This window comes from Mesorhizobium sp. WSM3224 (assembly GCF_000427725.1).
In the GTDB taxonomy this organism is placed as follows: Bacteria; Pseudomonadota; Alphaproteobacteria; order Rhizobiales; family Rhizobiaceae; genus Mesorhizobium.
In genome coordinates this window covers 350,618-362,910 of record NZ_ATYO01000001.1, presented here as the reverse complement: position 1 = coordinate 362,910, position 12,293 = coordinate 350,618, and the positions used below count along the sequence as shown (strand labels likewise).

Below are 12,293 nucleotides of genomic sequence, written 5' to 3'. Positions count from 1 at the left end.
GGATGACCGTCGCGCTCGCCGAATCCTTCGCACCAGACGTCCGGCTCGACCATGCCGGACGCCACGACCAGCCCATCATCGACGCCCGCAACGTCGAGGTCGCCTTCAAGGTCGAGCACGGCACCGTCGAGGCGGTGAAGGACGTCTCGTTCCAGCTCTATCGCGGCGAGACGATCGCCATCGTCGGCGAGTCCGGGTCCGGCAAGTCGGTGACGGCGCGCACCGTCATGGGGCTGCTGTCGAAACGGGCCACCGTGTCGCCGAAATCAAGCGTCGACTATTGCGGGCAGAACATACTGAAATTCCAGGAGAGCGCCCGGCGCAAGCTGCGCGGCGACCGCATCTCGATGATCTTCCAGGAGCCGATGAGCTCGCTCAACCCGATCTACACGGTCGGCAGCCAGATCGTCGAGGCGATCAGGGTGCACCGCAAGGTCAGCCGAAAGGAAGCCTGGGCCCGCGCGCTCGAGCTCTTGCGGCATGTCCAGATCCCCGAGCCCGAAGCACGCATCAAGCAGTATCCGCACCAGCTGTCTGGCGGGCAGCGCCAGCGCGTGATGATTGCCATGGCGCTTGCCAACGATCCCGATGTGCTGATCGCCGACGAGCCGACCACCGCGCTCGACGTCACGGTGCAGGCGCAGATCCTCAACCTGATCCGCAACCTGCAGAAAGAGCTCAGGATGGCCGTCATCCTGATCACCCACGACCTCACAGTGGTGCGCAAGTTTTCCGACTACGTCTATGTCATGCAGCATGGCGAGATGTGCGAGCACAATGTCACCGAGCGGCTGTTCGCCGATCCGCAGCATCCCTACACGCAGCGGCTGCTCGCTTCCGAGCCGCGCGGCGCGCCGCAGCCGCTGCCGCAGAACAGCGGCACCATTCTCGAGGCCCACGACATGCGCGTCTGCTTCATGCTGCGCCATGGCAGCTTCCTGAAGCCGGATTGGCGCGAGCTGGTCGCCGTCGACGATCTCGGCCTGAAACTCTGCCGCCACGAGACGCTGGGGCTGGTCGGTGAATCCGGCTCCGGCAAGACCACGTTCGGTCTTGCCTTGCTCAAGCTCACCGACGCCAAGCGCGGCGAGATCCGTTTCGACGGCCAGCCGATCCACGGCCTGTCGCGGAACGAGATGCGGCCGCTGCGCTCGCGCATGCAGGTCGTCTTCCAGGACCCGTTCTCCTCGCTCAACCCGCGCATGACGATCGGCCAGATCATCGAGGAAGGGCTGGTCGTCAACAGGCTGGGCGCGACACGGCGCGAGCGGGTCGATCGGGTGCGCGAGGCGCTGGTGAGCGCCGGCATGCCCGGCAATATCCTGTCGCGCTTTCCGCATGAATTCTCCGGCGGCCAGCGCCAGCGCATCGCGATTGCGCGCGCCATCGCGCTGGAGCCCGAATTCATCCTGTTGGACGAGCCGACATCGGCGCTCGACCTCTCGGTGCAGGCGCAGATCATCGACCTGTTGCGCAAGCTGCAGGACGAGCGCGGCCTGAGCTACCTGTTCATTTCGCACGACCTCAAGGTGGTGCGGGCGCTCTGCCACCGCGTCATCGTCATGCAGCACGGCAAGATCGTCGAGCAGGGGCCAGTCGACGAGGTCCTCACCAATCCCAAGACCGCCTACACCGAACGGCTCGTCAGGGCCGCTTTCGACGTGGCCTGAACATATGCCGGAGGTTCATAGTGGCTAGAAATCCCAAGATCGCGTTCATCGGCGCCGGCTCGACGGTGTTCATGAAGAACATCGTCGGCGACGTGCTGCAGCGGCCGGCGCTGTCGGCTGCGACGATCGCGCTGATGGACATCAACCCGCAGCGGCTGGAAGAAAGCGCCGTCGTCGTCAACAAGCTGATCGCGACGCTCGGCGTCAAGGCGAAGGCCGAGACCTATTCCGACCAGCGCGAGGCGCTGACGGATGCGGATTTCGTCGTCGTCGCTTTCCAGATCGGCGGCTACGAGCCCTGCACCGTCACCGACTTCGAGGTGCCGAAGAAATACGGCCTGCGCCAGACGATCGCCGACACGCTCGGCGTTGGCGGCATCATGCGCGGATTGAGGACCGTGCCGCATCTGTGGAAGATCTGCGAGGACATGCTCGCCGTCTGCCCCGAGGCGATCATGCTGCAGTATGTCAACCCGATGGCGATCAACACCTGGGCGATCGCCGAGAAATACCCCACAATCAAGCAGGTCGGGCTGTGCCACTCGGTGCAAGGCACGGCAATGGAATTGGCGCATGATCTCGACCTCCCCTATGAGGAGATCCGCTACCGCTCGGCCGGCATCAACCATATGGCCTTCTATCTCAAGTTCGAGCATCGCCAGGCGGACGGCTCCTACCGCGACCTCTATCCGGATCTCGTGCGCGCCTATCGCGAGGGGCGTGTGCCGAGGCCGGGCTGGAACCCGCGCTGCCCCAACAAGGTGCGCTACGAGATGCTGACCCGGCTCGGCTATTTCGTCACCGAAAGCTCGGAGCATTTTGCCGAATACACGCCCTATTTCATCAAGGACGGCCGGCCCGATTTGATCGAGAAATACAGCATTCCGCTCGACGAATATCCAAAACGCTGCATCGAGCAGATCGAGCGCTGGAAGGGCCAGGCGGAGGCCTATCGCTCGGCGGAGCGGATCGAGGTCGAGCAATCCAAGGAATACGCCTCCTCGATCATGAACTCGGTGTGGACCGGCGAGCCGTCGGTGATCTACGGCAATGTCCGCAACAATGGCTGCATCACCTCGCTGCCTTTCGACTGCGCCGCCGAAGTGCCGTGCCTGGTCGATGCGTCGGGCATCCAGCCGACCTATATCGGCGACCTGCCACCACAGCTGACGGCGCTGATCCGCACCAACATCAACGTCCAGGAGCTGACGGTGCGGGCGCTGATCAACGAGAACCGCGAGCATATCTACCACGCGGCGATGATGGACCCGCACACTGCGGCCGAGCTCGACCTCGACCAGATCTGGTCGCTGGTCGACGATCTGCTCGCCACTCACGGCGACTGGCTGCCAGCCTGGGCGCGTAAGGGCGGCAGGAGCAAGGCTGCCTGATCCCTTGCCGACCGGGAACCAGGATCAGGCGCCGGCCTTCTCGCGCGCAACCGCCTGCCAGCCGATGTCGTGGCGGCAAAAACCCTGCGGCCAGTCGATGCGGTCGAGCGCGGCGTAGGCCTTGGCCTGCGCCTCGCCGACGGTAGCGCCCAGCGCGGTGACGTTGAGCACGCGACCGCCATTGGCGACCAGCGCGCCGCCATTGATGGCGGTGCCGGCATGGAAGACCTGGACGCCCTCGCCTTCCACCTGATCGAGGCCACGGATGACCGAGCCTTTTTCCGGTGTGCCCGGGTAGCCCCTGGCCGCCATCACCACGGTCAGTGCCGCCTCGTCGCTCCAGCGGATCGACATATGCGCGAGCTGGCCGTCGACGGCGGCGTTGAGCAGCACCAGCAGGTCGTCCTTCAGCCGCATCATCAGCACCTGGCACTCGGGATCGCCGAAGCGGGTGTTGTATTCGATCAGTTTCGGCCCCTGGTCGGTGATCATCAGCCCGGCGAAGAGGATGCCGGCAAAGGGCGCGCCGAGTTCTGCCATGCCGCGCATGGTCGGCTCGATGATCTCGCGCATGGTGCGTTCGGTCATTTCCGGCGTCATCACCGGCGCCGGCGAATAGGCGCCCATGCCGCCGGTGTTGGGCCCGGTATCGCCGTCGCCGACGCGCTTGTGGTCCTGCGCGGTGCCGAAGGGCAGCGCGGTGGCGCCGTCGCACAGGCAAAAGAAGCTCGCCTCCTCGCCAGTCAGGTATTCCTCGACCACCACCTCGGCGCCGGCCGTGCCGAAGGAACCGTCGAAGCAGGCTTCGAGCGCGGCGATCGCCTCGTCGAGGGTCATGGCGACGGTGACGCCCTTGCCGGCGGCAAGCCCGTCGGCCTTGATGACGATCGGCGCACCGGTCTCCTCGACATAGGCCTTGGCCGAGCTGAGATCGCCGAAGCGGCCATAGGCGGCGGTCGGGATGTTGAATTTGGCGCAAAGGTCCTTGGTGAAGCCCTTCGAGCCCTCGAGCCGGGCGGCAGCCTTCGAGGGACCGAAGACGCGGACACCCCAGGCGCGCAAATCGTCGGCGATGCCGGCCACCAGCGGGCCTTCCGGGCCTACCACGACCAGGTCGATCTTCTTCTCCTGGCAGAAGGCGGCCACGGCAGAATGGTCGGCGACGTCGAGCTTCACCAGTTCGGCGACACGGCCGATGCCTGGATTGCCGGGCGAGGCGTAGAGCCTGGTCAGGAGGGGCGAGGCGGCCATCTTCCAGGCAAGCGCATGTTCGCGGCCACCCGAGCCGAGAAGAAGAACGTTCATGGCCACCTCTTGCTGATCGTCTCTCCGAACCCGCTATTGCTCCGCGGGCGACGGGTCAAGGCATCTTGGCATTTTGGCGGCGGTTGCGCACGGGAAGCTGGCCTTCATCAAGGCGGATGAGGCAAGTCCAGCTTCCGGCCGGTCCGGAAAAACGACTCAGCTCTGGAAAACGACGGGAAACCAGTCCTCGCGCAGTTTCTGGCCGGGCTTCATGTCGTGGCCGGGATACGGCGGCGAGGTGCGGCCGGGACGCTCGACATAGCGCGCGTCGTCACCGACCCAGCGCAGCGACAGCGCCCTGCGGCGCGCCGAGGTCAGGTTGCCGCGCGCGCCATGCGCGGTGCGGAAGTCGAACAGGATGGCGTCGCCCGGCTCCATCTCCCATTCGAGCACCTTCATCGAAGGATCGTTGTCGGGATCTGGCACCGGCCGGTAGTCGCCCTCGCCGGCGTAGAAATTGTCGTCGTTCAGCCAGCGCACCGGCAGCACCATCTTTTCCCATTTGTGCGAGCCGGCGATCAGCCTCAGCGTCGCTTCCTTCACCGGATCGATCGGGATCCAGAAGCTGACCGTCTGGCTGCCGTCGACGAAGTAATAGGGAATATCCTGGTGCCAGGGCGTCGGCTTCTGGGTGCCGGGCTCCTTGACCAGGACGTGATCGTGGAAGAACTGCGCGCTGCGCGACTGCATCACGGCGGCGGCGAGCTCGGCGGCCGGCGATTCCCTGACGACCCTGACGAATTCCGGGATGCGCTCCCAGTTGCAGTAATCGTCGAAGAAGCTGCCCTTACCGCCGGCGATGTCGGACGCCGTGGCGCTGCGTTCCTGCATGTTGCGCTCGATGCCGTCGGCAATGACATCGACCCAGTCCTTGAAGGCGCCGCGGATGCAAACCGCGCCGTCGCGCTGATAATCGGCAATCGTCGAGGCATCGATCTTTGGGCTGGCCATGGCGCTCGATCTCTTTGTTTGACACAATTCCGGACGGAAAACCGCTACACACTTTTCCTGGAATTGCTTTTGTTTGACTCAATTCCGGACGGAAAACCGCTACACACTTTCCTGGAATTGCTTTGTTTGACGCAATTCCGGACGGAAAATCGCTACACACCTTTCCTGGAATTGCTCGTGGTTAGGCAACCGACTATCGCAAGTGCCGGACATCGCGCAAAATAATAACTTGTCATCTGATTTATAGTTTTTTCCTATGAGATGTTTTTCCAGTGAGATTGACCCTCACCCAGTTGCGCTATGTCGTCGCCGTCGCCCGCTATGGCAGCGTGACGGCCGCGGCCGCGGCGCTCAACGTGTCGCAACCGTCGATCTCGGTGGCGATCGACAATGTCGAGGATGCGCTCGGCCAAAAACTGCTCGTGCGCCAGCGGGGCAGTGGCGTTTCCTTGACATCCTTCGGCCGCAGGGCCGTTGCCAAGGCAAGGCAGGTGCTTGGCGAAGCGGATGAACTGGCCGCGCTCGGATCGCGCGAGGCCGATGTCGGCGGCGAGCTAGTGCTCGGCTGCTTCGAGGACCTGGCGCCCTATTTCGCGCCGGCGCTGATGCGCGCCTTCGCCGAGCGCTGCCCCGCCGTCACGGTCGTCATAGGCGACGAGACCTTCGACACGCTGGGGCGGCGCCTGGCCGACGGCGCCGTCGATCTCGGCCTCACCTACGATCTCGGCCTGCCCGGGCATTTCAAGCGCGTCCTTCTGCATGAGTTGCGGCCGCATGCGCTTTTGCCCGCCGGCCACGTGCTGGCGGACAAGCACGCCGTCAGCCTGGCGGAGCTCGCCGAACATCCGCTGATCACCACAGACCAGCCGCACAGCTGGCAGCACATGCTGGACCTCTTCCTCAGCCGCGGCCTGTCGCCGGTCGCGCGGGCGACGACAAGCTCGTTCGAGCTGCAGCGCTCCATGGTGGCCAACGGCTTCGGCGTGGCGGTCAGCTATACAAGACCGTATGGCGACCGCAGCTATGACGGGCTGCCGCTGGTCTGCAAGCCGCTCTCCGATCCGCTGCCCATGCAGCGCATCATCCTGACCCATGATACGCGCCAGCGCCTGTCGAAGGCGGCTACAGCCTTCATCGAGGTCGCCAAGGCATGGTTTGCCGGTCACGATGTTTTCACGGCTTGAGTTTTCACCGCCCGAGTTTCACGGCTTGAGCGACAACGCGGCCGCTTGACGGCGCCGCTTGCTGCTGCCACTCCAGCGTGATGGAACCCGTCCAGTCGAAAGCGATCCAGGGCCGTGTTGCCGATGCGCCGAGCGGCCATTGGGTCTACCGGGTGCTGCCGCGCTGGCTCTGGCCCTATGCCCAGCTGGCGCGCTGGGACCGGCCGATCGGCTGGCAGCTGCTGTTGTGGCCCTGCTGGTGGTCGGCGGCGCTTGCCGCGAGCGCCTATCCGCGCCCGACCGACCCGCTCCTGACGCTGCTGCCCGCGCCCTGGTACCTGTTTTTGTTTTTTGTCGGCGCCGTCGCCATGCGCGGCGCCGGCTGCACCTATAACGACCTCGCCGACGAGGACATCGACAACCAGGTCGAGCGGACCCGCTCGCGGCCGCTGCCGGCGGGCAAGGTGACACGGCGCCAGGCCTGGACATTCGTCATCATCCAGGCGCTCATCGGGCTTGCCGTGCTGCTGCAGTTCAACAGCTTCGCCATCCCGCTCGGCATCGCCTCGCTGGCTATCGTCGCCGTCTATCCGTTCATGAAGCGCATCACCAACTGGCCGCAATTCGTGCTTGGGCTGGCGTTCTCCTGGGGCGCGCTGATGGGCTGGGCGGTCGAGTTCGGCGACATCGATGACCCGGCGATCATGCTCTATATCGGCTCGATCCTGTGGGTGATCGGCTACGACACGATCTACGCGCACCAGGACAAGGAAGACGACGCCATCGTCGGCGTGCGCTCGACGGCGCGGCTGTTCGGCGACAACACCAAGACCTGGCTGGTTGGGCTCTATGGCGGCGCGCTGGTCTGCTTCGCCATCGCGTTCGCTTCGGCGCAGGTGCCCGTGGTGGCGCTGGCCGGGCTGATCGCCGCCGGCGCGCATATGGCGCGCCAGATCATCCGGCTCGACATCAACAATCCGGATCAGTGCCTGAAACTGTTCAAGTCGAACAACCAGGTCGGCTGGCTGATCTTCCTCGGACTGATCGGCGGGTCAGTGTGGATATGGCTGAAGCCGCTGGTGTAGTGCGGCTTTTCCCTTCTCCCCTTGCGGGAGAAGGTGGATCGGCGCGCAGCGCCGAGACGGATGAGGGGTGTTCCAGCGGAGTGAGGCGCTGGCGCCTTCTGGAACACCCCTCATCCGTCGCCTTCGGCGACACCTTCTCCCGCAAGGGGAGAAGGGAAGTGGCGCTCTACTCCCGCGCAATAATCTCCTGCCCGTCGATGACGAGCCTGAGCCCCAGGTTGCCGGCCTTGCGGCGGGCCAGGAAGCGCGGCCGGCGCATGGTGGAGACGCGGCCCTTGCGCCGCTCCTGCGCCGGCAGCGCCTTGATGGCGGCGCCGAGGGATTCTTCCAGCGTGCGGGCAATGCCGTCGGCCTCGATCAGAAGCATCGGCAGGCGAAAGGCATCGGCCCAGGCGCGCCAGTCGGCGGCGACGTCGTCGAGGTCGTCGGCGACCAGCAGCGGCACCGACAGCATCGGGTCATTGTGCAGCAGTTCCAGCGTCACCGTGACGTTGCCTTCCGGATCTTCCATGGCGCGCGCGGCGACGCCGCGGAACGCGTTGGCGGGCAGCGCGATGATCGCCGGCACGCCGCTCATCTCCAACACACGGCGGATAACGGCGCCACGATGGTCGATGGTGAAGGTGACATCGCCATAGTCGTCGCGGGTGGCATAACTCACCATCTGCGGCAGGCGAAACGGGTCGAGGCGCATGTTGCGTCCGGCCCAGACTGGCTTCAATCCAGTGTTCATCGAATGTCTTCCCTGTTACTCCTGAGGGCCGTTTTCCGGTTCTCTCAGGGCCGGTTTTTCCGGCCTCGTTATGGGGAAACATTAGCGCTCGCTTCTTACCGGTGCGCTTAAGAAAGTCGGTTAAATTTTGCTGATCTGAGCCGATGGTTATCGGAATGCGACCGGCCGCCGGATACAGGAAGGATCAGATAACCTTACCGGGATTCATGATGCCGGCCGGATCGAAGGCCGCCTTCACCCGGCGCATCAGATCGATCGCCATCGGCGGCGCCGTGGCGATCAGTTCGTCGCGCTTCAGCTGGCCGATGCCGTGCTCGGCCGAGATCGAGCCATGAAAGGAGCGCACGACATCGTGCACGGCCTTGTTCATGGGGTGGTAAAGGTCGAGGAACGCCTCGTCCTGCCAATCCACGGGGCGCGAGATGTTGTAGTGAAGATTGCCATCGCCCATGTGGCCGAAGCAGACCACGCGCGCGCCGGGGCAGACGCCTTCCACCACGCCGGCCGCCTTTTCAATGAACTCGGGGATCGAGGCGATCGGCACCGAGATGTCGTGCTTGATCGAGGCGCCTTCGGGCTTCTGGCACTCGGGAAGCGTCTCGCGAAAATTCCAGAAAGCGTCGCCCTGGGCGAGGCTTGCCGACACCACCGCGTCGCCAACGATGCCTTGCTCGAGAGCCTCGGCCAGGATCTCCTCGATCAGCGCCCTGCCATCTTCTTCGGAGCGGCCGGACGAAACCTGCATCAGCACATACCACGGCCAGTCGTCGGCCAGCGGCCGCGTGATGCCTTGACCATGCTTGAGCGTGAAGTCGTAGGGCCTTTTGGCGATCAGCTCGAAAGCCGTGAGCGAGGCGCCAGCGCGGTCCATCGCCAAGGTGAACAGCGAGAGCGCGTCCTTCGGCGACGACGGCAGGCCGGCAAAGGCGACCTCCCTGCCCTTCGGCTTCGGGAATAGCTTCAGCACCGCGGCGGTGATGACGCCGAGCGTGCCTTCGGCGCCGACGAAGAGGTTCTTCAGATCGTAGCCGGTGTTGTCCTTCTTCAGCTTGCGCAGGTCGTCGAACACCTCGCCGGTCGGCAGCACGACCTCGACGCCGAGGCAGAGCTCGCGCGCATTGCCATAGGCGAGCACGCCGGTGCCGCCGGCATTGGAGGAAAGATTGCCACCGATCTGGCAGGACCCTTGCGCGGCAAGCGACAGCGGGAAGAGCCGGTCGGCAGCGTCTGCCGCTTCCTGCAGCGTCTGCAGGATGACGCCGGCCTCGACCGTCACCGTGTTCGACAAGACATCGATCTCGCGGATGCGGTTCAGCCGCGACAGCGAAAGCACGATGTCGTGGCCGGATTTGTCCGGCACCTGGGCGCCGACCAGCCCGGTATTGCCGCTCTGCGGCACCACCGGCGTTCCGGTCTCGGTCGCAAGCCGCATGATGCGGCTCACTTCGTCGACGCTGCCGGGCCTGAGCACAAGCGATGTCCGGCCGTGCCAGAGGCCGCGCCGCTCGGTGATGTAAGGCGCGATATCGGCCTGATCGCGCAACGCATATTTGTCGCCGACGATCGCCGCGAAGCGGTCGATAACGGCGGGATCGAGGTCGAAGGGCTGATCGTTCATGGTCAGAACCTAGAGCAATTCCAGGAAAAGTGCGAAGCGGTTCCGCCCGGAATTGCATCAAAACAAAGAGATAGGCTCAAGCGGTCTTGTCGCGCGGCGCGGCGGCGCGGGCAAGCCGATCGTTGATCGCTTCGCCCAGTCCCTCGAACGGGACAGGCTCGACGGCGATGGTCGCGGCGCCGATGCGGTCGAGCGCCTGCATAAAGGCGAACAGGTTGCTGGCAGCTTCGCGCAGGTCGCCCGTTTCGGAGAGATTGCGCAGCGCAACGGCTCGTTCCCAGCCCTCGGCGCGATTGCGGCCGAAGGCAAGCAGCGCCTCGCCCTCGGCAACGTCCTCGACGTTCAGCCGCATCGCGGCGCCGGGCGCGTAATGCGAGGCGAGCATGCCAGGCGCCTCGATGCCGCTGGCGCCGCGTGACAGTTTCGCACCGGCCACCGCCTCGATCTCTTCGGCGCCGATGCCGCCGGGCCGCAGCAGCCGCAACTTGCCATGCTCGACCTTGAGAATAGTCGATTCCAGGCCGACCGGCGTCGCGCCGCCATCGACGACCAGCCTGATCCTGTCGCCGAGATCGGCGGCGACCGCGGCTGCCGTGGTGCCGCTGATCCTGCCTGAAGAATTGGCGCTGGGGGCGGCGAGCGGCCGGCCTAGCCGCGCGATCAGTTCGCCGCCGAACCCGCGCGGCATGCGCAGCGCAATGGTGTCCAGCCCCGCAGTGACCAGCGGATGGATGCCATTTTCCGCGCGTTGCGGCAGCACCAGCGTCAATGGACCGGGCCAGAAGGCCTCGGCCAGCTTTGCCGAGAGCGGATCGAAGCTGGCGATGCGGTCCGCCATCGCGCGATCGGCGACATGGGCGATCAGCGGGTTGAAGCGCGGCCGGCCCTTGGCCTCGAAGATGCGCGCCACGGCAACGCCATTGGTGGCATCGCCAGCCAGGCCGTAAACCGTCTCGGTCGGGATGGCGACGACGTCGCCGCCTTCGAGCAACGCCAAAGCCTGCGCAAACGCCTCGCCAACCGCCAGTATCTCAGCCAAATCCGCCACCAGTCTTGAACATGCCGGTCCCGTAATACGGCCGCTTCCGTCGGGCAAGTGCAGGAATTGGCGATTTATCAATCCCTAAAATGTTAAGTTTCCGCGCAAGCCGGTTTCAATTCACCGGCCCTAAGGTGCGGGCTTGATGTGGTTGCGGGCTGGGGAGTTCTCATAATGCGCTTGCTTGGAGCGTTCGGTATCGGCCTTTTGGCGATGAACGGCGCGGCACATGCTTCGTCCATCGTCGTGCTTGGCGTCTCGACCTCGACGCCTTCGTTTATCAGGGTGAACGCGATCGAGCCGGCCAAGCTGTCCGCGGCATCGACGCCATCGATGATAGCACTTGGCGATCCAATGCCCGCCGTCACCGACGAGAAGGTGGCGGCAATTCCCGCAAAGTCCGGGCACCAGCCGGCCCCAATGATCATTCGCGGCGGTGTTGTCGGCGGCGCTTTCGCAACGCCCGCGGCGACCGCGTCGGCTAAGCCCTCAACACCGGCAACCGCGGCCACCGCGCCGGCAGACGGCACGTCGCCGGCAATGCCCGCGAACGGCACTGCGTCGGCTTCGAACAGCAACGGCAAGACCGGCGGCCAGCCGGCCGCGACGGCCAGTGCGTCAAGCGGCGCGCAGCCACAGCCGCAAAATGCCGAGTCACTGCCGCGTGCCGGCAAGGCGATGTAGATCACACTGGATCCCGCTTCGCTATGCTAGGCGTCCAGCCTCTGTCGGCTTTTCCGGAAGAACGACACAACGGGACTGACAAACAAAGGGCGACGCTGTCGCGCCGCCCTTCGTTGTTCAGACGATAAGAAACGGCTCAGGCCGCTTCTTCCTTATCGTCATCGTCGGAAGCGTCTTCGCCGTCGCCATCTTCATCCTCGTCGTCGGACTTGTCGTCGCCCGAGGCCTTGGCTTCTTCGTCGGCGTCATCGTCATCGTCTTCGTCATCATCCTCATCCTCCAACTCGTCGTCGGCCGAGGCGGTGGTCTTCTCGTCGCCGTCTTCGTCGGCCTCACCGTCTTCGTCGCCGTCTTCCTCGTCGTCTTCGGACGGATCAGCGGCTTCGACCGCCGCTGCTGCGGCATGATCGAGGACGTTTTCGGAGAGGGATTCTACGGCCTCGGCGGCGGCCGGGGTTTCTTCGATCAAGTCGATATCGTCAACGGAATTCATGGCATGCCTCCGTGGTTGGGAACGCATCGTTCTCCCACGTGGAAGTCATCGCCGTATGACTGTAAGCCGGCTCCAGCGCATTAAATTTCGGGCGGCAAATTGTGCAAGCCTACCCGGGTCGTAGCGATGCGGGTTACCTAAAACGCGCGATTTTCGAACCG

The 12,293-nt window shown here is 64.8% G+C and carries 11 protein-coding genes; 4 read left to right on the top strand and 7 right to left on the bottom strand.

What is annotated here, in order from left to right; translation table 11 throughout:
- Positions 1-2 precede the first annotated feature (2 nt).
- Together YU3_RS0101740 and YU3_RS0101735 are read left to right on the top strand one after the other, a co-directional pair.
- Complete coding sequence (locus YU3_RS0101740; RefSeq protein WP_027164613.1) at positions 3-1,670, top strand: ABC transporter ATP-binding protein; 1,668 nt, start codon at positions 3-5, stop codon at positions 1,668-1,670.
- Positions 1,671-1,690: 20 nt separating this feature from the next.
- A complete protein-coding gene (locus YU3_RS0101735) occupies positions 1,691-3,061 on the top strand; it encodes an alpha-glucosidase/alpha-galactosidase (protein WP_027164612.1) in 1,371 nt (456 codons plus the stop codon).
- Positions 3,062-3,085: 24 nt separating this feature from the next.
- Here the strand turns inward: YU3_RS0101735 and purD are convergent, their stop codons facing one another.
- Positions 3,086-4,366 carry a phosphoribosylamine--glycine ligase gene (purD, locus tag YU3_RS0101730; RefSeq protein WP_027164611.1) on the bottom strand — a complete coding sequence of 427 codons (1,281 nt, stop codon included), beginning with the start codon at positions 4,364-4,366 and terminating at the stop codon, positions 3,086-3,088.
- 156 nt (positions 4,367-4,522) lie between these two features.
- Positions 4,523-5,317: a phytanoyl-CoA dioxygenase family protein gene (locus YU3_RS0101725; protein ID WP_027164610.1), complete on the bottom strand. Its 795-nt coding sequence runs from the start codon at positions 5,315-5,317 to the stop codon at positions 4,523-4,525.
- A 272-nt stretch (positions 5,318-5,589) separates the two neighbouring features.
- Between YU3_RS0101725 and YU3_RS0101720 the strand changes: the two genes are divergently transcribed.
- The gene (locus YU3_RS0101720) at positions 5,590-6,501 is read left to right on the top strand and encodes a LysR family transcriptional regulator (RefSeq protein ID WP_027164609.1); all 912 of its coding nucleotides are present in this window, start codon (positions 5,590-5,592) and stop codon (positions 6,499-6,501) included.
- An 80-nt stretch (positions 6,502-6,581) separates the two neighbouring features.
- Complete coding sequence (gene ubiA, locus YU3_RS0101715) at positions 6,582-7,565, top strand: 4-hydroxybenzoate octaprenyltransferase (RefSeq protein ID WP_027164608.1); 984 nt, start codon at positions 6,582-6,584, stop codon at positions 7,563-7,565.
- A gap of 166 nt (positions 7,566-7,731) precedes the next feature.
- Here ubiA and YU3_RS0101710 read toward each other — a convergent pair whose 3' ends face one another.
- From YU3_RS0101710 to YU3_RS0101690, 5 genes are all read right to left on the bottom strand, one after another.
- Complete coding sequence (locus YU3_RS0101710) at positions 7,732-8,298, bottom strand: DUF6101 family protein (RefSeq protein WP_027164607.1); 567 nt, start codon at positions 8,296-8,298, stop codon at positions 7,732-7,734.
- Positions 8,299-8,482: 184 nt separating this feature from the next.
- Positions 8,483-9,916 carry an FAD-binding oxidoreductase gene (locus YU3_RS0101705; RefSeq protein ID WP_027164606.1) on the bottom strand — a complete coding sequence of 478 codons (1,434 nt, stop codon included), beginning with the start codon at positions 9,914-9,916 and terminating at the stop codon, positions 8,483-8,485.
- Positions 9,917-9,992: 76 nt separating this feature from the next.
- Complete coding sequence (locus YU3_RS0101700; RefSeq protein WP_027164605.1) at positions 9,993-10,955, bottom strand: L-threonylcarbamoyladenylate synthase; 963 nt, start codon at positions 10,953-10,955, stop codon at positions 9,993-9,995.
- A 92-nt stretch (positions 10,956-11,047) separates the two neighbouring features.
- Entirely contained in the window at positions 11,048-11,644 is a 597-nt protein-coding gene (locus tag YU3_RS40345; protein WP_156913284.1) for a hypothetical protein, read from the bottom strand.
- 131 nt (positions 11,645-11,775) lie between these two features.
- Entirely contained in the window at positions 11,776-12,132 is a 357-nt protein-coding gene (locus YU3_RS0101690) for a hypothetical protein (RefSeq protein ID WP_027164604.1), read from the bottom strand.
- Positions 12,133-12,293: the final 161 nt, after the last annotated feature.

Excerpts from the sequence above, each read along its gene's own strand:
- YU3_RS0101710 (WP_027164607.1), bottom strand. The coding sequence starts at position 8,298 with ATGAACACTGGATTGAAGCCAGTCTGGGCCGGACGCAACATGCGCCTC.
- ubiA (WP_027164608.1), top strand. The coding sequence starts at position 6,582 with ATGGAACCCGTCCAGTCGAAAGCGATCCAGGGCCGTGTTGCCGATGCG.
- YU3_RS0101690 (WP_027164604.1), bottom strand. The coding sequence starts at position 12,132 with ATGAATTCCGTTGACGATATCGACTTGATCGAAGAAACCCCGGCCGCC.
- purD (WP_027164611.1), bottom strand. The coding sequence starts at position 4,366 with ATGAACGTTCTTCTTCTCGGCTCGGGTGGCCGCGAACATGCGCTTGCC.
- YU3_RS0101705 (WP_027164606.1), bottom strand. The coding sequence starts at position 9,916 with ATGAACGATCAGCCCTTCGACCTCGATCCCGCCGTTATCGACCGCTTC.
- YU3_RS0101740 (WP_027164613.1), top strand. The coding sequence starts at position 3 with ATGACCGTCGCGCTCGCCGAATCCTTCGCACCAGACGTCCGGCTCGAC.
- YU3_RS0101725 (WP_027164610.1), bottom strand. The coding sequence starts at position 5,317 with ATGGCCAGCCCAAAGATCGATGCCTCGACGATTGCCGATTATCAGCGC.